The sequence below is a fragment of the Collinsella sp. AF38-3AC genome (assembly GCF_003474365.1).
GTDB lineage: Bacteria > Actinomycetota > Coriobacteriia > Coriobacteriales > Coriobacteriaceae > Collinsella.
Map to the genome: position 1 here is coordinate 102,510 of NZ_QROM01000003.1, position 24,405 is coordinate 126,914.

General features: G+C 60.3%; 22 protein-coding genes. 3 read left to right on the forward strand and 19 right to left on the reverse strand.

Annotated features, from left to right (window positions below; translation table 11 throughout):
• Window positions 1–3 precede the first annotated feature (3 nt).
• From lepA to pyrR, 15 genes are all read right to left on the reverse strand, one after another.
• Window positions 4–1,815: a translation elongation factor 4 gene (lepA, locus tag DW029_RS03290; protein WP_117735177.1), complete on the reverse strand. Its 1,812-nt coding sequence runs from the start codon at window positions 1,813–1,815 to the stop codon at window positions 4–6.
• 96 nt (window positions 1,816–1,911) lie between these two features.
• Window positions 1,912–2,178, reverse strand: a complete 267-nt coding sequence (gene rpsT, locus DW029_RS03295; protein WP_022094714.1) for a 30S ribosomal protein S20 — start codon at window positions 2,176–2,178, stop codon at window positions 1,912–1,914.
• Between the two features lie 133 nt (window positions 2,179–2,311).
• A complete protein-coding gene (holA, locus tag DW029_RS03300; RefSeq protein ID WP_117799096.1) occupies window positions 2,312–3,274 on the reverse strand; it encodes a DNA polymerase III subunit delta in 963 nt (320 codons plus the stop codon).
• Window positions 3,275–3,352: 78 nt separating this feature from the next.
• Complete coding sequence (locus tag DW029_RS03305; protein WP_117799095.1) at window positions 3,353–5,656, reverse strand: DNA internalization-related competence protein ComEC/Rec2; 2,304 nt, start codon at window positions 5,654–5,656, stop codon at window positions 3,353–3,355.
• Window positions 5,653–6,366 (reverse strand): helix-hairpin-helix domain-containing protein, encoded by a 714-nt coding sequence (locus DW029_RS03310; protein ID WP_158572604.1) that lies wholly within the window; start codon window positions 6,364–6,366, stop codon window positions 5,653–5,655. Before DW029_RS03310 ends, DW029_RS03305 begins: the two co-directional genes overlap by 4 nt.
• Before the next feature lie 213 nt (window positions 6,367–6,579).
• On the reverse strand, window positions 6,580–7,824 hold the full coding sequence (gene thiI, locus DW029_RS03315) for a tRNA uracil 4-sulfurtransferase ThiI (RefSeq protein WP_118273341.1): 1,245 nt from the start codon (window positions 7,822–7,824) through the stop codon (window positions 6,580–6,582).
• Complete coding sequence (locus tag DW029_RS03320; RefSeq protein WP_035138532.1) at window positions 7,825–8,106, reverse strand: DNA-directed RNA polymerase subunit omega; 282 nt, start codon at window positions 8,104–8,106, stop codon at window positions 7,825–7,827.
• A 5-nt stretch (window positions 8,107–8,111) separates the two neighbouring features.
• A complete protein-coding gene (gene gmk, locus DW029_RS03325; RefSeq protein WP_117742740.1) occupies window positions 8,112–8,681 on the reverse strand; it encodes a guanylate kinase in 570 nt (189 codons plus the stop codon).
• Entirely contained in the window at window positions 8,682–8,990 is a 309-nt protein-coding gene (gene mihF, locus DW029_RS03330) for an integration host factor, actinobacterial type (protein WP_006236130.1), read from the reverse strand. It abuts the gene before it with no gap.
• Window positions 8,991–9,230: 240 nt separating this feature from the next.
• Window positions 9,231–9,947, reverse strand: coding sequence for an orotidine-5'-phosphate decarboxylase (pyrF, locus tag DW029_RS03335; protein ID WP_117799093.1), 717 nt, complete (start codon window positions 9,945–9,947; stop codon window positions 9,231–9,233).
• Window positions 9,941–10,849 carry a dihydroorotate dehydrogenase gene (locus DW029_RS03340; RefSeq protein WP_006236128.1) on the reverse strand — a complete coding sequence of 303 codons (909 nt, stop codon included), beginning with the start codon at window positions 10,847–10,849 and terminating at the stop codon, window positions 9,941–9,943. Before DW029_RS03340 ends, pyrF begins: the two co-directional genes overlap by 7 nt.
• 14 nt (window positions 10,850–10,863) lie before the next feature.
• The gene (locus tag DW029_RS03345) at window positions 10,864–11,631 is read right to left on the reverse strand and encodes a dihydroorotate dehydrogenase electron transfer subunit (RefSeq protein WP_117742738.1); all 768 of its coding nucleotides are present in this window, start codon (window positions 11,629–11,631) and stop codon (window positions 10,864–10,866) included.
• 116 nt (window positions 11,632–11,747) lie between these two features.
• Window positions 11,748–13,037: a dihydroorotase gene (locus tag DW029_RS03350; RefSeq protein ID WP_117799092.1), complete on the reverse strand. Its 1,290-nt coding sequence runs from the start codon at window positions 13,035–13,037 to the stop codon at window positions 11,748–11,750.
• A complete protein-coding gene (locus DW029_RS03355) occupies window positions 13,021–13,965 on the reverse strand; it encodes an aspartate carbamoyltransferase catalytic subunit (protein ID WP_035138537.1) in 945 nt (314 codons plus the stop codon). Before DW029_RS03355 ends, DW029_RS03350 begins: the two co-directional genes overlap by 17 nt.
• A 4-nt stretch (window positions 13,966–13,969) precedes the next feature.
• Window positions 13,970–14,554: a bifunctional pyr operon transcriptional regulator/uracil phosphoribosyltransferase PyrR gene (pyrR, locus tag DW029_RS03360; protein ID WP_117742736.1), complete on the reverse strand. Its 585-nt coding sequence runs from the start codon at window positions 14,552–14,554 to the stop codon at window positions 13,970–13,972.
• A 451-nt stretch (window positions 14,555–15,005) separates the two neighbouring features.
• On the opposite strand from pyrR, the gene rpmB reads away from it, so the two are divergent.
• A complete protein-coding gene (gene rpmB / locus DW029_RS03365) occupies window positions 15,006–15,194 on the forward strand; it encodes a 50S ribosomal protein L28 (RefSeq protein ID WP_022094725.1) in 189 nt (62 codons plus the stop codon).
• A 226-nt stretch (window positions 15,195–15,420) separates the two neighbouring features.
• Here the strand turns inward: rpmB and DW029_RS03370 are convergent, their stop codons facing one another.
• The gene (locus DW029_RS03370) at window positions 15,421–16,197 is read right to left on the reverse strand and encodes a transposase (RefSeq protein ID WP_118345281.1); all 777 of its coding nucleotides are present in this window, start codon (window positions 16,195–16,197) and stop codon (window positions 15,421–15,423) included.
• 332 nt (window positions 16,198–16,529) lie between these two features.
• Here DW029_RS03370 and adhE point away from each other — a divergent pair, with 332 nt between their 5' ends.
• Complete coding sequence (gene adhE / locus DW029_RS03375) at window positions 16,530–19,178, forward strand: bifunctional acetaldehyde-CoA/alcohol dehydrogenase (protein ID WP_117742734.1); 2,649 nt, start codon at window positions 16,530–16,532, stop codon at window positions 19,176–19,178.
• 88 nt (window positions 19,179–19,266) lie between these two features.
• A complete protein-coding gene (locus DW029_RS03380; RefSeq protein ID WP_117735165.1) occupies window positions 19,267–20,031 on the forward strand; it encodes an aminoglycoside phosphotransferase family protein in 765 nt (254 codons plus the stop codon).
• Between the two features lie 180 nt (window positions 20,032–20,211).
• Here DW029_RS03380 and DW029_RS03385 read toward each other — a convergent pair whose 3' ends face one another.
• The 3 genes from DW029_RS03385 to DW029_RS03395 are packed head-to-tail and all read right to left on the reverse strand — an operon-like array spanning window position 20,212 to window position 24,391.
• On the reverse strand, window positions 20,212–21,933 hold the full coding sequence (locus DW029_RS03385) for a proline--tRNA ligase (RefSeq protein WP_233505041.1): 1,722 nt from the start codon (window positions 21,931–21,933) through the stop codon (window positions 20,212–20,214).
• Window positions 21,934–22,998 carry a flavodoxin-dependent (E)-4-hydroxy-3-methylbut-2-enyl-diphosphate synthase gene (gene ispG, locus DW029_RS03390; protein ID WP_233543788.1) on the reverse strand — a complete coding sequence of 355 codons (1,065 nt, stop codon included), beginning with the start codon at window positions 22,996–22,998 and terminating at the stop codon, window positions 21,934–21,936.
• A 31-nt stretch (window positions 22,999–23,029) separates the two neighbouring features.
• Window positions 23,030–24,391, reverse strand: a complete 1,362-nt coding sequence (locus DW029_RS03395; RefSeq protein WP_118345282.1) for an RIP metalloprotease — start codon at window positions 24,389–24,391, stop codon at window positions 23,030–23,032.
• Window positions 24,392–24,405: the final 14 nt, after the last annotated feature.

A 24,405-nucleotide genomic window follows, 5' to 3' on the forward strand; every position in this document is an offset into this window, starting at 1 on the left:
GTCCTACTCGTCCACCTTGAGGATCGCCATAAAGGCCTCCTGCGGGACCTCGACCGAACCAATAGCCTTCATGCGCTTCTTGCCCTCTTTTTGCTTTTCGAGCAGCTTGCGCTTACGCGAGATATCGCCGCCATAGCACTTGGCCAGAACGTCCTTGCGGCGCGCCTTGACGGTGGAGCGGGCGATGATCTTGTTGCCGATGGCGCCCTGAATAGGTACCTCGAACAGCTGACGCGGGATGATCTCCTTGAGCTTGTCGCACAGGCCGCGGGCCAGGCCATAGGCCTTGTCCTTGTGCACGATAAACGAAAGCGCGTCGACCTCGTCGCCCGAAAGCAGGATGTCGAGCTTCACAAGCTCGGAGGGACGATATTCGTTGAACTCGTAGTCGAGCGACGCATAGCCCTTGGTGCGGCTCTTGAGCTGGTCAAAGAAGTCCAGGATGAGCTCGGCAAGCGGCATGTCAAAGCGCATCTCGACCGATTTGCTCGTGAGGTGGATCATATCGGTGGTAACGCCGCGGTGCTCGATAGCGAGCTGCATGACAGCACCCGTATACTCGGGCGGGCAGATGATCTTGGCCTTGAGGTAGGGCTCCTCGATACGCTCGATGCGCGTGGCCTCGGGCAGGTCCTGCGGGCTGCGGACATCGATCATCTCGCCGTCGGTCTTGTAGACGTGATAGTCCACCGAAGGGCTCGTGGCGATAAGGTCCAGGTTGAACTCGCGCTCCAGACGCTCCTTGACGACCTCCATATGCAGCAGGCCCAGAAAGCCCACGCGGAAGCCAAAGCCGAGCGCCACCGAGGTCTCGGGCTCCCACACCAACGACGGGTCGTTGACATGCAGCTTATCGAGCGCGTCACGCAGGTTCTCGTAGTCCTTGTTATCGATCGGGAACAGGCCCGTATAGACCATGGGCTTGGCCTCGCGGTAGCCCGGAAGCGGCTCGGGGCAGGGATTCGATGCCCACGTGAGGGTGTCGCCCACACGCACGGCCTCGGGGTCCTTCAGGCCCGTGACCACGTAGCCCACCTCGCCGACCGTCAGCGCGTCGACCGGCGTCTCGGCGGGACGCTTGACGCCCACGCCGTCGACCAAAAAGTCGCCCTCGGCCTGCATCATGCGCAGGGTATCGCCCTTTTTGATGGAGCCGTCAAAAACACGGACCGTGGCAACCACGCCGCGGTATTCATCAAAATAAGAATCCAAGATGAGTGCTTTGAGCGGCGCATTCGCATCGCCCTTGGGCGGCGAGATCAAGAAGACGATGGACTCCAGCAGGTCGTGGATACCCTCGCCAGTCTTGCCCGACACGCATACGGCATCGTCGGCAGGGATCGCGAGGTCGTCCTCGATCTCGGTCTTGACCTCGTCGGGGTGTGCCGACGGCAGGTCGATCTTGTTGATCGCGGGCACAATATCCAGGTTGGCGTTCATGGCGAGCGTCGCGTTGGAGACGGTCTGCGCCTCGACGCCCTGCGTGGCGTCGACAACGAGCACCGCGCCCTCGCAGGCGGCCAGCGAACGCGAGACCTCATAGGTAAAGTCCACGTGGCCCGGCGTATCGATCAGGTTGAACTGATACGTCTCGCCGTCGTCGGCGTCATAGGACACGCGGACGGCATTGGACTTAATCGTAATGCCGCGCTCGCGCTCGATATCCATGGTGTCGAGCAGCTGCGACTCCATGTCGCGCTCGTCGACGGTATGGGTGAGCTCGAGGATGCGGTCACTGATCGTGGACTTGCCATGGTCGATGTGCGCAACAATCGAGAAGTTACGGATGTGGGAAATGTCAATTGAAGTATTCATGCGGACTATCTTACCCGAGGGGCACAAAAAATGGAGCCTGTTCCATAAAACAGGCTCCATTTATGCGCGTAATCTGTGTGGTGTGAAATTTACAACTTAGGCGTTGATGCTGTTCACGAGCTTGGCAAGACCGGACTTGCGGTTGGAAGCCTGGTTCTTGTGGATAACATGCTTGGCAGCAGCCATGTCGAGACGCTTGGTGACGGTCTTAAGGGCAGCCTGGGCCTTCTCGGCGTCGCCCTCGGCGACAGCGGACTGGACGTGCTTGGTCAGCGTCTTGAGCTCGGACTTGACAGCCTTGTTACGCATGCGAGCTGCCTCATTGGTGCGGATACGCTTCTTCTGAGACTTGATGTTTGCCACTTCTGGAGTTCCTTTCGAGTTCCTTGCAAAAAATGTATGACACCTCTGAGACACGGTGAGGTCATGCAAGCGCCTACTATAGCACGCTCCCCCTCAAAGGGATAGAACGAATTTGTCAAATAGGCAGGTATCATCACGATTTTCTCAAGATGTTCGTAATCCAGAGCAAAAGCGCGGTCTCAGAATCGGCCGAACCCTTGAGCGCGAGCTCCACATCAACGGCACCCTTGAGCGCTGCGACGAGCTCGGTCATCGAAAAACGACGTGCCCAGGTCAGGTGATTTTTGACCTGCCAGGGCTGAAGTTTGAGCGTCGCGGCGAGTTCACGCCCCTGCCCACGAGAGTCGAGCGCCTTGGCGACGATCAGCTCACGAAAGCGACCGCATAGCAGCGTGTAGGTCCACACGTAGCTCTTGGAGGGCAGAAGCTTAAAGAGCTCGAGCGAACGCCGCATATCGCGAGCTGAGACGGCGTTGAGGAAGTCCCAGGGCTGAACCTCGGCCGTACGCACGATCCAACGCTCCACGTCGGCAAGCTCAATCTGGGGCGCCTCGACCATCTGGGAGAGCTTTGCCAGGTCGTTATCGAGCATGCGCGCGTTTTCGCCCGAGCGCGAAACGAGCTCCTCGGCGGCCGCCGTCGAGATCGACTTGCCGTGCTGCGTCGCCATCTGCTGCACGCGGCGCGGTAGCTCCCAGCGCTTGGTACCCGAGCAATCGACGATAGCCTTCTTGTCGATTTTGGCGATCGCCTTATACAGGCGCGTGTTCTTGGCAAGCGAGTCGGCGATGATGAGGCAGACCGTTGTGGGGCTGGGACTCGCCAGATACTCGACGAGCGGCTCCGAAACCGCCTTGGCAAGCTTTGAGCAGCCATCAAGGATTACCAGGCGAAACTCGTTGCCCATGGGAAAGGTATTGAGCGATCCGATAATGGACTCGATATCGGAGTCTTTGGTCATGTCGCGCTCGTCGAGGTTGAACTCGACCATTCCCGACTTTTCCAGACGCGCTTTCATACGCGAGACGGCGTGATCGCGCTTGACGCCGTCGGTACCGACGATCAGGTATGCCGGCAGCAGACCGGTTTCGGACATTGCGCTCCCCTCCCGCAGGCCTTCGTATTCATTCCGTGCCATTCTAGCCCAGGGGCCCACCACACGCCAACGATGTCGTCACGGTCGCTGGCATCGCATCGCAAAACCATTCGCAGTCGGCGCGACGGTAATGTCGCCGTGTTCGATAGTGCACGCGAACACACCGCCCGCTTCCTTCACGGAATCGATGCAGGCATCGGACGGATGGCCGTATCGATTCCCCTCGCCCGCGCTCGCGAGGGAAAGCTCGGGCTTCAGGACGTCCAGCAACTCACCATCGACTGAAACCTTGGAGCCGTGATGCCCAAGTTTAAGTACATCGATATCCCCCACCTCCTGCACGAATTCCCGTTCTTGGTCGAGTTCGGCATCACCGGTGAGGAGCATGCGCAGGCCCATGCCTTCCTGAACATAAGAGAGCAGCAGGACAAGCGAGTCCTCATTTCCCTCGCCATCCACGGACTCGAATGGCCACATCACGCGGGCGCAAAATGAGCCGATGTCGACCATATCCCCACGGCGCACCTGTCGATACTCCACGCCAGGTCGGTTCAATACCTCGACAGGAGCATCCTCCAGCGCTTCGGCCGCCACGGCAATCGTTCCAACCGAAAACTGTTCGAGCACGGCAGGCAGACCACCCCAGTGATCCTCATCCCAATGCGTCACAAAGACGGCATCGATATGGTGCACGTTATTGCGAACCAACGCCGCTACCACGCGCTCGTCGACCCCGCAGTCGACGAGCGCTACTGCGCCGCCCTGGCGGATAAGAATCGCATCGGCCTGGCCCACATCGAGCACCGTCACCGAAGGCGGAGCGAATCGATCCCAGTAGACGTACGGAATCGCAGCCAAGAGCACCAGACATGCAAACCCCACCGCCATAGGCCGTGCCTGAGGGCGCGGCCACCAGACCAGGAGAACCGCCAGCAAACACGGCGCTAGGTAAATCCACATGCTATCCGGCGGCACACTCACGGATGCACCCGGCACGGCGGCAAACAGCTGCTCGAAGAACAGCGTGCAACGGGCGGTAATCATGGGCACAACGAGCGCCCAAGTGCGCAACGGCGCCACGAGCGAAAAGGGAACCAGCACGATCGACACAGCAAGCAGCAGACTCACCACCGGACCGATGACCGCATTTGCCAGCGGAGCAATGAGCGAGAACGTACCGAAGGCAGGAATGGTAATGGGAAGAGTCGCCAGCTGCGAGCACAGCGTGACGGAAAGCATGCTGGCAATGCCCGATGGCACACCCAGCTCACCCATAGCGTAGGTCGCATAGGGGCAAAAGCACAGGATGGCTAAGACGCTGGCGCATGAAAGCTGAAAGCCCATCTCGAACAGCACCGTCGGCCGCAGTAGCACAAAGATGGACATGGTTACGAAGAGTGCCGATGCGCCGTGCCGGCGACGGCCCGCGCCGTTTACGACAAGCGTCGCGAACACCATGCAGCACGCACGCACGGCCGAGGGAGACGCGCCCGTAAAGGCAGCGTAGCCTACAAGCGTTATCGCCAATATCGCCCGCTGAAGGCCACGTGAGCACCGAGTCTTTTGCAATACGCCCTCGATTACAAACCCCACGATAGCCAAATGGCTGCCCGAGACGGCGATAAGATGCGCCGTTCCCGTCACCGAAAACCAGTCGCCCGCCGGCTGGGCGCGCAGCTCGGCCGAACGACCGCAGACGACACCGGCTATGAGCGCACGCGCCGGGTCGGTCGCAGGCGCGATGGAAGCAAGCAGCCCATTTTGCAGCCGAGGCAGCGGCCCCAGAGAGCCCTCATCGACCGACACAATCCGAACGGCTTTAACCTTGCGCACCTCGCCTCGGAGCATGCGCGATCGTCCATGCGCATCGTTCTCAAAACGTGAAACGCGACCGATAACACGCACGTGCGCCCCGACCTTGAGCTCGCGGCCACACGATAGGCGAACCGTTGCCAAGCTCTTGCCGTCCGCGCGTGCCTCGCAAGTATAGGAATACACGTCGTCGTTTATGGATGGATCACCCTGCACGACAAACTCGAGGCTGCTTGCCGCTCGACCATCGAGCGCCTTCGAGGCGCTGAGCGCGCCCACAGCCCACCACGCCGAGACGACCGCTCCCGCCACGAGACCGACGGACGCGGCATACAGCCACCGCTTAAAAGGGGCAAACCGCGCACAAGATTGAGCCAGCGCAACGAATACCGCCGCCGCAACGGGAATAGCCCATAGCGGCCCGAACGCTGGCGCCTGCTCCCCCAGTAGCGCATCAGCGGCCACGTTGAGCACCAAGGCGCAGCTCACGCACATGCCGACACACAGGGCCATCGTCCACGGAATCAGGGGCCGCGGAGGCATCACATGCTCGCGCTCGGTCGCACTCATACGCAGATGCAATCTTTGATTTTGGCAAGCTTCTTCTCGCCGATTCCCGACACACGCATCAGATCGTCAACCGAGGCAAAGGCACCGTTCTTTGTCCGCTCATCGATAATCGACTGAGCCATGGAGGGACCGATGCCCGAAAGCGTCTGCAGCTCTGCCGCGCTTGCCGTATTGATGTTTACTAGGCCTTTTGCGCCACTCACGCCCGATGATGCTGAAGCCCCACCATCGACACCGGCTTCCGCAATGGACGCCCGCTGTTCCCCTACCGTTGGAACGTGAATCTTCTGTCCATCGATGACCTTAGATGCCCGATTGAGCCCCGTAACGTCTGCCTCGGGCGCCAGCCCGCCGGCGGCATCAATCGCCTGAGCCACCCGCGCGCCGTCCTTGAGGCGATATACACCGGGCGACACAACGGCGCCATCGACATCGACATAGACCTCTGCCGCGGCAGAAGCCTTAGTCGAAGATCTTTCGGATGTCTTTCCGCTCGAAGCATCGCCGGATCCCGGCTCCACTAACGAGCCCGAACCATCAGTGCGCTCAAACGACACACCGCCGGCACCGCCGCCAAGGTTCGCCATCGCCAAGCCGCTCGCCATCGCAATGACGCCCAGCATCGCCACCACCACTGCCTTATGACCGAGCAGCTTGCCCGCCCAGCGGTCCATCTTTTTGACCCGTTCGTGTTGTTCGCGCTGCGCCATAGCAAAACCTCCCAACAACATCGTGTCAGGAAAAGAGCCCTGCAACAGCCATGCTTCAAAACCGGTTATCGCGGTCAAACCAAAAGCCGACCAAAACCTTGCACAAATCTGTCCATTTATTCAGGCACACGTCAGCAAATGAACACTTAGTCGCAAAATGCCCAGATGGCAAAAGACCGACGATGCAGGCGCATCGTCGGTCTATGCACAAATTTACTCGTGATCTTGGTAAATCTCACGCGGAGCAAGCTCCGAATGTTTGCGTTTTAAGGTCTTAGGCGCCTTATACGTGTTGCTATCGAAGTCGATGTACTCGGTCTGCTTGAGCAGACGCTCGATCATCTCCTCGTGATCGAACAACTCCCAGGCCTCATGCACGGCATCGAGTTTAGCATGCGTCTCGGGACGGCGCGGCATAAACAGCGTGCAGCAGTCGGGAGCGGCCTCAGTCGAGATATCGAACGTACCGATCTCCTCGGCGCGCGCGATGATCTCCTGCTTGTCCGAACCGATGAGCGGACGGAACACAGGGATCTTCACGGCCTCGTTGACGGCCATGATGTTCTCGAGCGTTTGGGAGGCAACCTGCCCAAGTGATTCGCCCGTAACGATGGCCTTGGCACCCTCGATGTGTGCAATGCGCTCGGCAACCGAATACATAATCCGGCGATACATGATCACACGCAAGTTGCTGGGGCAGGTGACCGAAATCTCACGCTGGCAGTCGCCAAACGGGACTACGTACAAGCGGCCGATCTGGACACCCGGTGCAAGCGCACGGATGATGTCCTGCACCAAATACTCGCTCGTATCGGGCGTCTGCGGACGACCGGAGAAATGCACCGGCACGCACACCGCACCGCGACGCGCGAGCATCCAGGTCGCCACCGGAGAATCGATACCCGACGACAGCAGCGTCACGACCTTACCGGCAGAACCCACCGGCAGGCCACCCACGCCGCGCTCGGAACGCGCATACACATAAACGCTGCCCTGGACCACCAACACATGCACCATCGCATCGGGGTCGTGCATTTGAACCTTTTTATCGGGGAAGGCCTCACACAGCACCTCGCCCACCTGACGATTGATATCAATCGAGGTGAGCTCATAGTCGGTGTTGGAGCGCTTGGCGTGCACCTTAAACGAATCGAAGGAACCAAACTCGCGCAGCGCCTTCACGGCGGCGGCGCAGTACTCCTGCGGGTCGCGGTTGGTGTGATACGCCAAAGACACACGAGCAACGCCGGGAACGGTGCGAATGACACGCGCCGCCTCGTCGGCCTGATGCTGGTTAAAGGTCACGAGGATATAACCGGAAATTCGAGACACGGCATTCACGGAAAAGGCGGCCAAGGCCGCCTTGATGTTATCCATGAGGATATGCTCAAAATGTGCGCGGTTCTTGCCCTTCAGTCCAACCTCGTGATAGTGGACCAGGCAGACGCGAGCTGCCATTTAGGCTTCAGCAACCTTGTGGCCGAGCGCCTTCTCGTAACGAGCCTCATCGTAAGAGATGTCGCCATCGACAATCTCGTCCATAGCCATCGAGATAGTATCGGCACCGGAAAGCCCGATGGTGATGTCATCGACATCCTGGACGGCAAGCACGCGATTGTGCTGGCCACGCAGCATGCTATTGATGTCGCAGGCGCGCTTGGAGGCAAGCGAAGCGAGCAGGAAGCGGTTGTGATCGGTCTTCTCCAGAAGATCGTCAATGCAAGGCTTTACAACGGACACGGACCTCAGATCCTTTCATGCATATCGAGAACGCGAACGAGCTCATCGGTCGCGCGGTCGAGATCGTCATTAACCACGACGTCGTCGTAGCGGTCGGCAAGGGCAAGCTCATCGGCGGCGTTTGCCATGCGCAGCTCAATCGTCTCGGGCGTCTCGGTACCGCGACCGACTAGACGCTCGCGGAGCACCTCAAGCGAAGGCGGCTTGATAAAAATCAGCACGGCCTCGGGGAAACGCTCCTTCACCTGCAGGGCGCCCTGGACATCGATCTCCAAAATCAGTGACGCGCCCGAGGCGAGCTTGGATGTGACCTCGCTCACCAACGTGCCGTAGCAGTTACCGTGGACCTCGGCCCATTCAACAAACTCACCGTTTGCCACGCGGCGGTCGAACTCCTCGCGCGTCAGAAAAAAGTAGTTGACGCCGTCGACCTCACCTTTGCGTGGTGCTCGCGTGGTAGCCGAAACCGTCAGGCCCAGGTTCGAGCGGAGCTCGCGCACACGAGTGACGAGCGTGCCCTTGCCTGCGCCTGACGGTCCAGAAATCACAAAGAGCTTGGAATCCTGAGCGCTCACTTATTTGGTCAGCTGCTCGAGGAGCTGCTCGCGCTGACGGACGCCGAGGCCCTGGACGCGACGGGTAGCGGAGATACCGAGCTCCTCCATGATCTTGGCGGCCTTGGCCTTGCCATAACCAGGGAGAGACTCGATGAGGGTGGAAACCTTCATGCGGGAAGCGATGGGGTCATCGGAGTTGAGCACGGACTCGAGGGACTTCTCGCCCTTCTTGATCTGCTCGCGAAGCTCAGCGCGGGCGTGACGTGCGGCAGCAGCCTTCTCAAGTGCCTGCTTGCGCTGCTCGTCGGTAAGCTGAGGGAGTGCCATTCGAACCTCCAAATAGTTGGGTTATATCTGATGCAGTAATTGGCATTTTAGCACGTCAAACGCACTAAATGCCCAATCGACGGCTCCATAGATTAGACGATACCTACGAAAAGTGCAATATGCGGAGGTCAAAGTTAAGCCCCTGACCTGCGATTCCACACAAAGGGTAGGAAAGTTTTCGCAGGTACAGGGGCAAATTTGTGCTAATGATACCCAAAAGTGGTGACTTGAGGGAATCTTTTAGGCGACGTTTTCGACCAGCTCGGCAACAATAGCGTCAAAGGCGGCAACCGGATCGACGGCACCGGTAATGGGACGGCCCACCACAATGTGGCTTGCACCACGCTCGATAGCCTGGGAAGGCGTCGCCACACGAGACTGGTCACCAAGAGCGGCGCCCATCGGACGCACACCCGGAGTAACGATCAGGGCATCGGGACCCAGCAGCTCACGCATGTCGTGAGCCTCCATCGGCGAGCACACGATGCCATCGATGCCGTTGGCCTGAGCGAGCTTTGCCAGGCGGACGGCCTCCTCGGCCACAGGCAACTCGACGCCGATCTCGCTCAAGGCATCCTGATTCATGCTCGTGAGCACGGTGATGGCGACGAGCTTGGCGCGGTCCTCGCGCGCCTCCTCGGCACCCTCACGGCAGGCGGCGAGCATAGCACCCGAACCCAAGCCGTGAACCGAAAGCAGGTCGGCACCGGCAAGCGAGGCCGAGCGGGCGGCACCGCGAACCTGATGCGGAATATCATGGAACTTAAGGTCAAGGAAGACCTTAAAACCCAGGCCCTTGAACGTCTTGACGATCTCGGGACCCTCGGCGTAATAGAGCGTCATGCCCACCTTGAGCCAGGCGGCATGGCCCGAAAGCTCATGGGCGAGCTCGAGCGCACGCTCACGGTCGCAGTCGAGGGCGACGATAACACGGTCGCGGGCATCGGTCTCTAGCATTCGAAAGCACCTACCAGCTCGTTGATGTCCTTCACGCCCTGGGACTCAGCCCAAGCCTCGAGCTCATGCGCGATCTTGAGCGAAGCACACGGATCGACAAAGTTGGCCATGCCGACCGACACGCAGGTGGCACCGGCCAGGATAAACTCAGCCGCATCCTCGCCGGTCATGACACCGCCGACACCGTTGATGGGGATATCGACGGCCTGGGCAACCTCCCAGACCATGCGCACGGCGATGTGGTGGCACAGCGGGCCCGAAAGGCCGCCCTTGGGCTTGGCCACGCGGGACTTACGGGTATGGACGTCGATGGCCATGCCCTGAATGGAGTTGATGACCGAAAGGCCGTCGGCGCCGGCAGCCTCGAGGGCCTTGGCGATCTCGGCGACGTTGACCGGCGCCATCTTCACGAACAGCGGCTTATCGGTCACCTTGCGGCAGGCAGCCATAACGGAAGAGGCGCCCTCGGGCGTGGAGCCCATGGCGGCACCGCCAGCGGCGATATTAGGGCAGCTCACGTTGATCTCGTAGCCGGCAGCCCAAGGGCACAGCTCGACATACATCTCGAGTGCGCGGACAAACTCGTCAACAGAGTGACCGGCAACCTGGCAGATGACCTGGCAGCCGTCCTTGGAAAGCTGCTCCAGCCAAGGGCCGGACTCACGGGCAAAGGCGGCCACGCCGGGGTTCTGAAGGCCCACCGAGTTGATCATACCGCCGGGGATCTCGGCCATACGGGGTGCGGGGTTGCCGGGCCAGGGCTCGGCAGCGCAGCCCTTGGTGGTGATGGCGCCCAGCTGGGAAACATCGAAGAAGTTCTGGAACTGCCAGCCGTAACCAAAAGTGCCGGCTGCGGTGTTGATGGGGTTTTGCATCTTGACGCCGCCGAAATCGACGGCCATGTTCACGGTACCCACTAGAAGACCACCACCTTGGAAGCATCGAACACGGGGCCGCACATGCAGGCGCCCTTCATACCGTCAACCGTCTCGACGTTACAGGTGTTGCAGGCGCCAAAGCCGCAGCTCATCATGCGCTCAAGCGACACCTCGCAGTACACACCGGCCTCGGCGGCAGCGGCGGCGACCTTCTTCATCATGACGGCGGGACCGCAGCTGGCGACATAGTCGTAGCCACCCTCGCCAAGCAGCTCGGCGGCCGGATCGGTGCAAAAACCATGCGTGCCAAGCGAGCCGTCGTCGGTGCATACATTAACCGTGGCGCCCAACGCGCGGAACTCATCGATACCCACGGCCTTGGACGCGGTGCCAAAGCCCATGCACACGTCGACGGCCACACCCTGCTCGGCAAGCATGCCCGCCAGGCAGAGCACGGGCGGGACACCGATGCCGCCCGCCACGAGCAGCGCCTTCTTGGCGCCCTCGGGCACCAGCCAGCCGCGACCGCCAGGGCCCAGCAGGTTAGAAGTGGAACCAGAGGCCATCTGCGACAGACGGCGGGTGTCGTCGCCCACGACGGTGTACCACAGCTCGACGGTGCCGGCCTGGGCGTCGGCGCGATAGAAGCTCAGGGGCACGCGAAGCAGCGAGGACGCATCGCCGGGCACGGCGATGTTCACAAACTGACCGGGCTTGAGCGCACTTGCAAGCTTGGGGGCCGAGATTACGAGCGAGAAGATGCCCTCGGCGATCTCCTGGTTCGAGACGACCTCGAAGTCGTGCATGCGTGCAGTGGAAGGTGTGGGCATAGACGCTCCAATCCCCCATGCGGTTGCATGGTCAAAACGAACAGAAAGCGCGGCACCGCAAGGGCACCGCGCACAAAAGCGATAAGGCTATGCTAGCAGATGCAGCCGTCGGCGAGCGTCTGCTTACCGCCGACAAACACATCGGTGGCACGACCGGTGAGCGTGCGGCCGGCAAAACCGGAGTTCTCGGCGCGCGACTCGTAACCGTCCTCGCCGACCGTCCAAGTGGCGGACGTGTCGAACACGGTCAGGTCGGCGACGGAGCCCACCTTGACCTGAACCTGGTCGAGGCCCAGGATCTCACGCGGTTTGATGGCCATGAGCTCGACCATGCGGCCCATGCTCATCTTGCCCGTATTGACCAGCTCGGTGAGCACGAGCGACAGCGAAGTCTCGAGGCCGATCATGCCAAAAGGTGCAAGCTCGAACTCGCGGGCCTTCTCCCACGGGGTGTGGGGAGCGTGATCGGTGACGATAACGTCGACGGTACCGTCGATGACGCCCTGACGGATGGCCTCGGCGTCCTCCTCGGTACGCAGCGGCGGATTGACCTTGAGCGAGGTGTTGTAGGTCTCGTCCAGGTCGTTCTCGGTCAGGAACATGTGGTGCGGGGTGGCCTCGCAGGTAACCTGAACGCCAGCGGCCTTACCGGCACGCACGATCTCCAGGCCATGGGCGGTGGAGATATGCTGGATGTGCAGCTTGGCACCGGTCAGCTTGGCAATCTCGATGTCGCGGGCGATCTGGAGCTCCTCGCCGGCAGCCGGCCAGCCCTCGAGAGCCAGACGGGTCGAGACCTTGCCCTCATTGATCTGGCCGTGGCCGACCAGGTCCTCGTCCTGGCAGTGGCTCATAAAGACCTTGCCGAACATCTTGCCGTAGTCCATGCAGCGGCGGAGCATGCCCGCGCCCTGCACGCCGCGACCGTCGTCGGTGAAGGCGACGGCGCCGTGGGCGGCCATATCGCCCATCTCGGACATGGCCTCGCCCTTAAGACCGCGGGTCATGGCGCCCGACGGATAGACGCGGCAGTGACCGACCTCGGCAGCACGGGACTTGACGAACTCCACGACGGTGCCGTTATCGGTGACGGGATCGGTGTTGGGCATGGAGCACACGCCGGTAAAGCCGCCCTTGGCAGCTGCGCGGGTGCCGCTCTCGATGTCCTCTTTGACCTCGTAACCGGGCTCGCGAAGGTGAACGTGCATATCCACCAGGCCGGGGACGAGGTACTTGCCGGAAAGGTCGCGGACCTCGGCCCCCTCGACGGCGAGATTCTCGCCGACCTCGGCGATCTTGTCGCCGTCAATCAGGACGTCAACGACACCGTCAAGCTCGACGGACGGGTCGACGACGTGGGCATTCTTAAGAAGCAAGGCCATTATCGGCACCTCCAAGCAGCAGATACAGGATAGCCATACGCACGCAGATACCGGCGTAGACCTGCTCCAGGATAACGGAGCGTTGCGGGTGGTCGGCCATATAGGAGTCGAACTCGACGCCGCGGTTGATGGGGCCCGGGTGGCAGATGATCGCATCGGGCTTCATGAGCTTCTCGCGATCCTTGGTCAGGCCGAAGAGCTTGTGGTACTCGCGAATGGTCGGGAACGGGGCGCCCTCGAGGCGCTCCTGCTGCACGCGCAGCATGTAGACGACGTCCAGCTCGGGCAGGACGGAATCGAGGTCACTCGTCACGTGGTCGCAGCCCAGGACCTCGGGCGCCGGCGGCAGCAGCGTGCCGGGAGCGACGGCGTAGGTCTCGCAGCCCATGATCTTAAGGGCGGGGATCAGCGAGCCGCAGACGCGGGAGTGCGCGATATCGCCGACGACGGCGACCTTCAGACCGTGGAAGTCACCCTTGTGCTCCCAGATGGTGTACAGGTCGAGCAGGGCCTGCGTGGGATGGTTGTGCTTGCCGTCGCCGGCGCAGATGACGCTCGCAGGCGAGTTCTGCGTGACGATATAGGGAGCGCCGGCGTGCTTGTCGCGCACGACGATGCAGTCGATCTTGTAGGCGTTGAGGGTCTCGACGGTGTCGACGAGGCTCTCGCCCTTGACCGTAGAGGTCGAGGAGCCGCCGAAGTTGAGGCTGTCGGCCGAAAGACGCTTCTCGGCAAGCTCGAAGGAGCTACGGGTTCGCGTCGAGGGCTCGTTGAACATGTTGACGATGGTCTTGCCCTTGAGCGTGGGAACCTTCTTGATCGCACGCTCGTTGACCTCGGAGAACGCCTTGGCGGTCTCGAGGATGAGCTTGATGTCCTCTTCGGAGTACTCGGTAATGTCGATCAGGTGCTTATGATTGAACGCCACGGTACTACTCACCTCCCAGCGGCGCGGAGCCCACGCGGGAACCCGGCGCGACGTCGTTGATCTCGACGGCGGTGTGGCCGTCGACTTCTTTCATATATAGGTGCACGTTCTCCTCATGCGACGAGGGAACGTTCTTGCCGACAAAGTCCGGCGAGATGGGGAGCTCGCGGTGGCCGCGGTCGACGAGGACCGCCAGCTCGATGCGGCTCGGACGACCCAGGTCCATGACGGCGTCGAGAGCGGCGCGGATGGTACGGCCCGTATACAGGATGTCGTCCACCAGCACGACGCGTTTGCCGTCGACGCTAAAGGGAATGTTGGTGGCGTGGATCGCGGGAGCGAAATTGGTAGCGTAGTCATCGCGGTAGAAGCTGATGTCGAGGCTGCCGAGCGGAACGTCGACGCCCTCGATCTCCTTGATCTCCTCGACGAGCTTCTTTGCCAGAAGGTCGCCGCGCGTGACGATGCCGACCAGAGCGAGGTCTTCACAGCCCTCGTTGCGCTCGAGAATCTCGTGCGCGATGCGGGTCATAGCTCGATTGACGGCGGTCTCGTCCATGATGACCGCCTTGGGGGAAGTCGTGCCCATCGATCTCCTTCCTCACATGTCTTGACTGCTGACACAGTCAAAAAAATAGATGCCCGACCGCTTAAAGCGGACCAGACACCCACAGGAAGGGCTGCTCTTTGGCAGCTATGTAATTCCATGTGGGTATCTCGTACCCCTTTAATGGTCAAGGTATAGTGTAGCCAACCTCGAGCGTAATTGCGAGCATAAATACAAAGCAATCCATAAACGGGCGCAGGCGCTCCATAAACCTATATATATTTGTGGGACGAACTTGAAAACCTCGGTTCGAGCTGGCATAATCCCCTCTGCTGCACGCAAATCGGATCTACGTCCAGGGCCGTGGCGTGCGCACTATCGCCAAAAGAGGAATATCTCTGTGTAGATTGCGCACAGGGAGCGACTTCTGTGCTATAGTTCAGGCTTGTTTGTTAACGCGACATGTTCGTTTGTCGCCCAAGGAGGGTCAGTTATGTCCAAAGTTTGCGAAGTTTGCGGTAAGCACCCCGTTGCCGGTCGCTCCATCAGCCACTCTCACCGCGTCACCAACCGTAAGTTCCGCCCCAACATCCAGCGCGTCTACGTCGTCGTCGATGGTCACCGTCGCAAGATGAACGTTTGCTCCACCTGCCTCAAGTCCGGCAAGGTTGCGCGCTCCTAAATAAGGTCTTACCAACAAGTACCTCGGACTCTCCAGGTCAAAGACCTCGCGTTCACATAGAACTTACCAAGGGCGTCCTCCCCTACGGAGGGCGCCCTTTTGCACTCATTGGGGACAGACTTACATAAGTGTTTTCACGCATTGGGGACAGACTTAGATGAGCGCTTTCCTAAGCTCGCAGCGCATCGATGAACTCACGGCGTTTCGATCGGCCCCAATCCATACCTCACGCCGCCTCTTTCCAGCCTGTGGTGGCCTTGGTTACGCTCGTAGCGCCGATACCGGTGATACGGGCAATTTGCTTGACCGTGAGATGCGCCCGCCTGAGCCTCAGCAGACACGCATCACGTTCGGGACGAGGCAGGGCCTTGAGCAGCACAGGATCTATGCTCGGCAACACTTCGTGCGCGACGGCAAGGGCATCCTCATCGGGGATCCGCCGGCGTGGAAGAACCCCCACTGACCAGATGCGCCCAGCAACTTCCTTGAGATGCTCGCAATAGCAACGGGAGCCTCCGACAATATCGAGCATGGGGGCCGCATCGCAGATATCAAAGGGATCATAGCCCAGCTGATATGCCTTGTAGCTTGACCAGCGGTATGCCTCGAGTGAGTCGAGCGCACCTTTCACGGGATTGAGATGAATATAGTCGAGCAGCTGCACCGCTTGCGTGTCCGTCTCAACAGCGACCCGCGAATAGCGATTGTCAAACAGATGGCCCGTTCTTCCCGTTTTCCCATTGAAATACTTAGCATACGCCGTCAGTGCGCACTGCATTGCCTTTGAAAGGTTGTCATATGGGTCACCAACCATCAAATGGAAGTGGTTGTCCATAAGGCACCAAGCCAACACCGCCACTTTATGACGCGCAAACCTGTCCGAGATGTCCGATAAGAAACGATAACGGTCGGAATCATCTTCAAAAATAATCTGTTTGGAGTTGCCACGGTCAAAGACGTGGTAATAGCCGGTGAGCGAAACGGCGCGGGCACATCGGGGCATAGCCTCTCCTTTCAAAACTGTACAGGCAACACCTAAAAGGAGAGACGCAACGCGAAATGCTGAGCCTGTAACCTATATATATCCAATGAGCGGCAATAACAGGCCCAGAACGGCAAAATGGCAAAACGATGTCTGTCCCAAATGAGTGAAAGCACTCATGTAAGCCTGTCCCCAATGAGCGGGGCGATGCAGCAGGCAGATTGTATTAGTTAAAACGTTTCAGTTTGTTGAAGCGTTTTAGTGTGCCTTTTACAGGAATCTTACCACTCACCGAATTATTTATTGCTATCATGCAAGGCGTAGGGTAAATCTCCGATCGCAAGGAGACACAAATGGTGAAAAAGTCACCGGAAAACACTACTCCCGCAATTGTGGACAACGTAGAGGCGCTTGAGGCTAAGCTCGCTCAGATGCGAGAGGCCCAGGCGCTTTTTGCTACGTACACGCAGGAGCAGGTCGACAAGATCTTCTACGAGGCCGCCATGGCCGCCAACAAGGCTCGTATCCCGTTGGCGAAGATGGCCATCGAGGAGACCGGCCGCGGCGTTCTTGAGGACAAGGTCATCAAGAACCACTACGCCGCAGAGTACATCTACAACGCTTACAAGAACACCAAGACCTGTGGTGTCCTGGAGCGCGACGAGGCCTACGGCATCACCAAGATTGCCGAGCCCATCGGCATCGTGGGCGCCGTCATCCCGACGACCAACCCCACCTCCACCGCGATCTTCAAGACGCTGATCAGCCTGAAGACCCGCAACGCCATCATCATCTCCCCGCACCCGGCTGCCGCCAAGTGCACCATCGCCGCCGCCAAGCTCGTGCTTGACGCCGCCGTCAAGGCCGGCGCCCCCGAGGGCATCATCGGCTGGGTCGATGTCCCCTCCATCGAGCTAACCAACATGGTCATGCGCGACGTCGACATCATCCTCGCCACCGGTGGCCCGGGCATGGTCAAGGCTGCCTACTCCTCGGGCAAGCCCGCCCTGGGCGTTGGCGCCGGTAACACCCCGGTCATCATCGACGACACCGCCGACGTGCTGCTCGCCGTCAACTCCATCATCCACTCCAAGACCTTCGACAACGGCATGATCTGCGCTTCCGAGCAGTCCGTGACCGTCATCGACAGCATCTATGACCAGGTTAAGGCCGAGTTCCAGAAGCGCGGCTGCTACTTCGTCAAGCAGGGTGCCGAGATGGAGGCCCTGCGTGGCGCCATGTTCAAGAACGGCGCTCTCGATCACCGCATCCCCGGCATGGCTGCCGCCAAGATCGCCGAGCTCGCCGGCATCGAGGTTCCCGCTAAGACCAAGATCCTGATCGCCGAGGTCACCTCCACCGATCCGGCCAAGGAGGAGTTCTCCCACGAGAAGCTCTCCCCGGTCCTGGCCATGTATCACGCCAAGGACTTCCAGGAGGCCGTCGACAAGGCCGAGCACCTGGTGCTCGCCGGTGGCCCGGGCCACACCGCCTCTCTGTACGTGCACCCCGCCCAGGCCGAGAAGATCAGCCTGTTCGAGCACGTCATGAAGGCCTGCCGTATCGTCATCAACACCCCGTCTTCGCATGGCGGCATCGGTGACCTGTACAACTTTGGCATGAAGCCGTCTCTGACCCTGGGCTGCGGCTCCTGGGGCGGCAACTCCGTCTCCGAGAACGTTGGGGTGAAGCACTTGATCAACGTTAAGACTGTGGCCGAGCGCCGTGAGAACATGCTGTGGTTCCGCGCTCCCGAGAAGGTCTACTTCAAGAAGGGTTCCACGCCCGTCGCTCTCGACGAGCTCGGCACCGTCATGGGCAAGAAGCGCGCCTTCATCGTCACCGACCAGTTCCTCTTCAAGAATGGCAACACCCGCGCCATCGAGGCCAAGCTCGACGAGATGGGCATCGCCCACGACTGCTTCTACGACGTCGAGCCCGATCCGTCGCTGCAGTGCGCACGTCGCGGCGCCAAGCAGATGGCTCTCTTTGAGCCGGACGTCATCATCGCCGTCGGCGGTGGCTCCGCTATGGACGCCGGCAAGATCATGTGGATGATGTACGAGCACCCCGAGTGCAAGTTTGAGGACATGGCCATGGACTTCATGGACATCCGCAAGCGTATCTTCACCTTCCCCGAGATGGGCAAGAAGGCCTACTTCGTCGCCGTCCCGACCTCTTCGGGTACCGGCTCCGAGTGCACGCCGTTCGCCATCATCACCGACAAGGAGACCGGCATCAAGTGGCCGCTTGCCGACTACGCGCTGCTCCCCAACATGGCTATCGTCGACGCCGACAACTGCATGACCGCCCCGCGCGGCCTGACCGCTGCCTCCGGCATCGACGTCATGACCCACGCCATCGAGTCCTATGTCTCCATCATGGCTTCCGACTACACCAAGGGCCTCTCCGAGCGCGCTGCCAAGCTCGTTTTCGAGAACCTGCCCTCCAGCTTCGAGAACGGCGCCAAGGACCCGCACGCCCGCGAGGAGATGCACAACGCCTCCTGCATGGCCGGTATGGCCTTCGCCAACGCCTTCCTGGGCCTCAACCACTCCATGGCCCACAAGCTCGGCGCCTTCCATCACCTGCCCCACGGCATCGCCAACGCCATCATCCTGACGCGCGTCATGCGCTACAACGCCGCCGAGGCTCCCGTCAAGATGGGCACGTTCTCCCAGTATCCTTACCCCAACGCGCTGCACAACTACGCCGAGATGGCCAAGTACTGCGGCATCGAGGGCAAGGACGACAAGGAGGTCTTCGAGAACTTCATCACGAAGCTCGAGGAGCTCAAGGACTTCATCGGCGTCAAGAAGACCATCGCCGACTACGGTGTTGACGAGCAGTACTTCCTCGACACCCTCGACGAGATGACCGAGCAGGCATTCAACGACCAGTGCACCGGCGCTAACCCGCGCTACCCGCTCATGAGCGAGATCAAGGAGCTCTACCTGGACGCCTACTATGGCCGCGAGCCCCAGGACTACGCCGTCTGCTAGTCTTTAGCACGGTTATTTGCGGCGGGGGTGCACGGGTGTACGCACGCCCCCGCCGTTGCTTCTATCGCATCGTTGAAAGGATGCAATCATGCTGCTTCCCGATTCCAAGACCGAGCTCGTCCGTCGTGGCAACAAGGTCGTTTACGACCTGGGCGACAAGATTGTCAAGGTCTTTAACGAGACCAAGCCCGTCTCCGACGTGTTCAACGAGGCTTTGAATCTTGCCCGCATCAATGAGTGCGGCATCCGCAGCCCCAAGGCGCTCGAGGTTTCTCAGCTCGAGAACGCCAACGGCTGGGCGCTTGTGACCGAGAAGGTCGCTGGCACCACCCTCGCCGACAAGATGACTGCCGAGCCCCAGCGCTTTGGTGAGTACCTCGAGATGTTCGTCGACCTCCAGATCGAGATCCACGGCTACACCTCCCCGCTGCTCAACCGTCAGCGCGACAAGTTCGCCCGCATGATCGACAGCCTTGATCAGCTCAATGCCACCACGCGCTACAACCTTCAGGAGCGTCTGGACGGCATGACCAAGGAGTTCAAGGTCTGCCACGGCGACTTCAACCCCTCCAACGTCATCGTTGGCGACGACGGTCAGCTGTACGTCTGCGACTGGGCACATGCCACCCAGGGCTCCCCTGCTGCCGACGTTGCCACCACCTACCTGCTCTTTGCCCTCAGCAGCAAGGACCAGGCCGAGGCCTACCTGGAGCTCTACTGCGACCGCGCCGACATGCCCATGCAGGTCGTGCGTCAGTGGACGAGCATCGTCGCCGCTTCCGAGCTCGCTCGTAAGCGCAACGTGAACGATGAGTTCCTTAAGAACTGGATCGACGTCGTCGATTATCAGTAATATCTGAGCGATTTATTTCGCATCGGAGGCACAAAAGGGAAACCCCGCAGCTCGCATGGGCCGTGGGGTTTTCCTTTTAGATATCGAGGATGCCACAAGATAAAAGGACGGCCCCACATCTCCCCGATCTGGAGAAATGCGGGGCCGTCCCGTATATCGAACTACAAGCGAAATCGCCGATTAGCGGCGGGCAGCCTTAACAAGCTCGGCAACCTTGGCGACGATCTCGTCAATCGCCACGTCCTCGCGCTCACCCGTGGCACGGTCCTTGAGCTCGACGGTGCCATTCTTAAGACCGCGCTTGCCCAAAACCACCTGATACGGGAAGCCCATGAGGTCGTTATCGGCAAACTTAAAGCCGGGACGCTCATCGCGGTCGTCGACGACGACCTCGATACCCTCGGCGCACAGACCGTCGACGATCTGCTCACAAACGGTAGCGCACTCCTCCTTCTTGGGATCGAGCGGAATCACCGCGACCTCGTACGGGGCAACGGAGACCGGCCAGACGATACCGTGCTCATCGTTGTGCTGCTCCACGACGGCAGCGAGCGAGCGGGACACACCCACGCCGTAGCAACCCATGATGAGCGGCTTCTCCTTGCCGTCCTCGTCCATAAAGGTGGCACCCATGGCCTCGGAATACTTGGTGCCCAGCTGGAACACCTGGGAGACCTCGATACCGCGAGCAGCGGAGAGCGGCTTGCCGCAGTGCGGGCAGGGATCGCCGGCGACGACGGTGACCAGGTCGGCCCACTCATCGACGGTAAAGTCGCGCTCGGGGCAGGCACCGGTAAAGTGGTAGTCGACCTCGTTGGCGCCACAGGCCCACTGCTTAGACTCACGCAGGCTCTCGTCGCACACCAGACGGATGCCCTCGGGCAGGTTCACCGGTCCGATAAAGCCCTTGTGCAGACCGTAGGTCTGGAGCTCCTCGTCGGTCATCATGCGATAGCCCTTGCCAAAGACATGCTCGGCCTTGCAATCGTTGAGCTCGTGGTCGCCCGGGACAATGGCCACGACCGGCTTGCCCTCGGCGTCGATGAGCGCCAGCGACTTGCGCGTACCGTTCTCGGGGAAGCCGAAGAACTTGGCGACAGCCTCGATGGTGCCCATGCCCGGAGTCTCGACCTTGGTGAGCGTGCCGTCGCCGGGGCCCTCGGTAACAACGACTTTGGTGCTTGCAGCCTCGTCATCGGCAGCAAAACCGCAATCGTCGCAGTAGACGAGCGAAGCCTCGCCGGCGTCGGCCAGCGCCATGTACTCGACGGAGGTGTCGCCGCCGATCTCGCCGGAGTCGGCGACAACGGGCAGAGCCTTGATGTAGCAGCGCTCGCAGATGTTGGCGTAGGCCTGCTTCATCTTGTCGTACTCCTCCTGCAGACTCTCCTGCGTGGCAGAGAAGCTGTAGGCGTCCTTCATGATGAACTCACGACCACGCATCAGGCCAAAGCGGGGACGGAACTCATCGCGGAACTTGTCCTGAATGTGGTACAGGTTGACGGGCAGCTGCTTATAGGAGCGCAGCTCGTTGCGCACCAGGGCCGTGACGGTCTCCTCATGCGTGGGGCCCAGCACAAACTCGCGACCGTGACGGTCATCAAAGCGCACGAGCTCCTTGCCATAGGCATCGATACGGCCGGACTCACGCCACAGCTCGGCATCGACCATAATGGGCATCATGAGCTCCTGGGCGCCGGCAGCATCCATCTCGTCACGCACGATATTCTCGATCTTACGAATCGAGCGCCAAGCGAGCGGCAGATAGGAATACAGGCCGGCGGCCTCCTTGCGGATCATACCGGCACGAAGCAGCAGACGATGGCTTGCAAGCTCGGCGTCGGCCGGATCCTCTTTGAGCGTCGGTGCATAGAGCTTAGACATATACATTGCTCGAGTCATTTATTTCTCCTCAATAAGCTTGTCGACCTCGGCCATAAGCGCGTCGACAATTTGATCCTCAGCTACTTTACCAATGATCTGGCCATGCGAAAAGAGCAGAGCCTGACCACGTCCGCAAGCAACGCCCAGGTCGGCATCAGAAGCCTCACCGGGGCCATTAACGGCACATCCCATGACGGCAATCGAAAGCGGCGCGGCATAGTTCTTAAGTCGCTCGGTTACTTCCTCAGCGATTGCGATCAGGTTAACCTGGCAGCGGGCGCACGTGGGGCACGAGACAATCTCGGGACCACGGCGACGCAGGCCCAGCGACTGCAAAATTCCCCAGGCGACCGGCGGCTCCTCAACCGGATCGGCCGTAAGCGAGACGCGCATGGTGTCGCCAATACCCTCAGACAGCAGGATACCAAGACCCACCGAACTCTTGATGGTGCCCTGCAGCTTGGTACCCGCCTCGGTTACGCCCAAGTGAAGCGGAACGTGGGGAATCTCACGCGACAGGGCTCGATAGGTATCGAGCGTCGTTTGCACGCTATGGGCCTTGGCCGAAAGCACAATGTTCGTAAAGCCGCGGTCTTCAAAATGTTTGACGAAACGCTCGCTCGACATCACGAGCTTTTCGGGCTGCGTGAGGTCGTCACGCTCGGCGATATCCTGCTCAAGTGAACCGGCATTGACGCCGATACGAATCGCGCAGCCCGCGGCACCCGCAGCATCGATCACCGCGTCAACCTTGGCCCAATCGCCGATATTGCCGGGATTGATGCGCAGCTTGGCGGCACCGGCCTCAACGGCACCAATGGCAAGCTTATGGTTAAAGTGGATATCGGCGACAATCGGCACTGGAGACTCGGCACAGATGGTGCGGAAACCCTCAAGCGCGGCCTCGGTGGGCACGCTCACGCGCACGATATCGCAGCCAGCCTGCGCCAAAGCACGCACTTGCGCAAGCGTTGCCTGGGCATCAGCGGTATCGGTGCAGGTCATGGACTGGACCACCACCGGCGCGCCGCCACCGATCTGCACGCCGCCCACATGCACGGGACGCGTCAGCTCGCGAGGCAAAGGATGGGATAAAGACAGTCCAACCACTCCCCTACAGAATAAATCGAAGGACGTCGGAACGAAGCATATAGACAAACAACAGCGCAAAGAGCGCGATGCCCACATAGCTCACAATCGTCTGGACCTTGAGCGGAAGCTCGCGGCCCGCAATCTTTTGAATGATCTCGATGACCAGCTTGCCGCCATCGAGCGGTGGGATGGGCAGCAGGTTCATAAAACCAAGCGAGAACGAAATGAGGGCGGCAAACGAAAGGAACGTGGCAGGGCCGGCAGCAGCAGCCTGCGAGGACATAACGCTAATACCCACGATCGAAGAGGACTGATCGAGGATCTCCATCGTGTGCTGCGGCTGGAGCAGGCGCATCACGCCCTCTGCTGTCTGCACGACATAGGAGAAGGACAGACGAGCCGACGTGATGGGGTCTAAACGGACCACCTGCGTAGAGGCATACACACCTAGGCGCTCGTCCTCTTTGAGTGCAACCGTGGTCGAATGCCGCTTGCCGTCACGCTCGTACTCGATGGCGATATCGTCCTTACCGGCAGCCTTGCCGATGGCATCGTAAACGTCCATCCAGGTAGAGCACGATACTCCGTCGACCGAAAGGATCGCGTCGCCACCCTCGATTCCCGCCGCGGCTGCAATAGACCCCTCGTCAACCTGACCGATCACGTTGGTATCGATCGGCACGGTGACACCCGCAATGGAATAGATGCTCATAAGGAGCAAAAAACCCGTCAGGATATTGACGAGAATGCCCGCGAGCAGCATAAAGGCGCGCTTGAGAAAGCCCTGGCCAAGATAGGTGTGCGAACGTTCTTGCGCAAGGAACTCGGCCTCGCCGCACGGCAGCTCCCACACATCGCCCTCGGCAGTCGCATGCTCACGATCGAACCGGCGGCCGTCAAAGGTGGTGTAACCCTCAGTGTCTCGCGGCAGCGTCTGATACTTGGTGGGATAGTAGCTCGGCGAGGGCTTCTCCCCTTCCTCATACCAAGGTGCGATGGAGCCCCAGCCCAGCAACAGAGCACAAGCCTCGATCACATCCTCCTCGGAAAGCTCGAGCTCGACAGCAAGGTCTGCCACGCTCACGCGACCATGACGGTAAATAGCCGCGAGCACGCGATCGGCGCACGAGACATCGGTCGGATCCATACCGCAGATGGCAGCGTAGCCACCCAGCAGCAGCGGGGTCACGCCAAACTTGGTTCCAATGCGACGCGACGTGTAATGGATGTCAAAGCGGCACGGCAGGCCCAAAAAGAACTCGGTCACACGGACGCCGCAGGCACGAGCCGCCAAAAAGTGGCCGCCCTCGTGCAAAAACACGAGGACGGAAAGCATCAGCAGGCCCCAAAAGACCGATGAGAGAACGCTCAGAACAGTATCCATAAAACGAAAAAGCA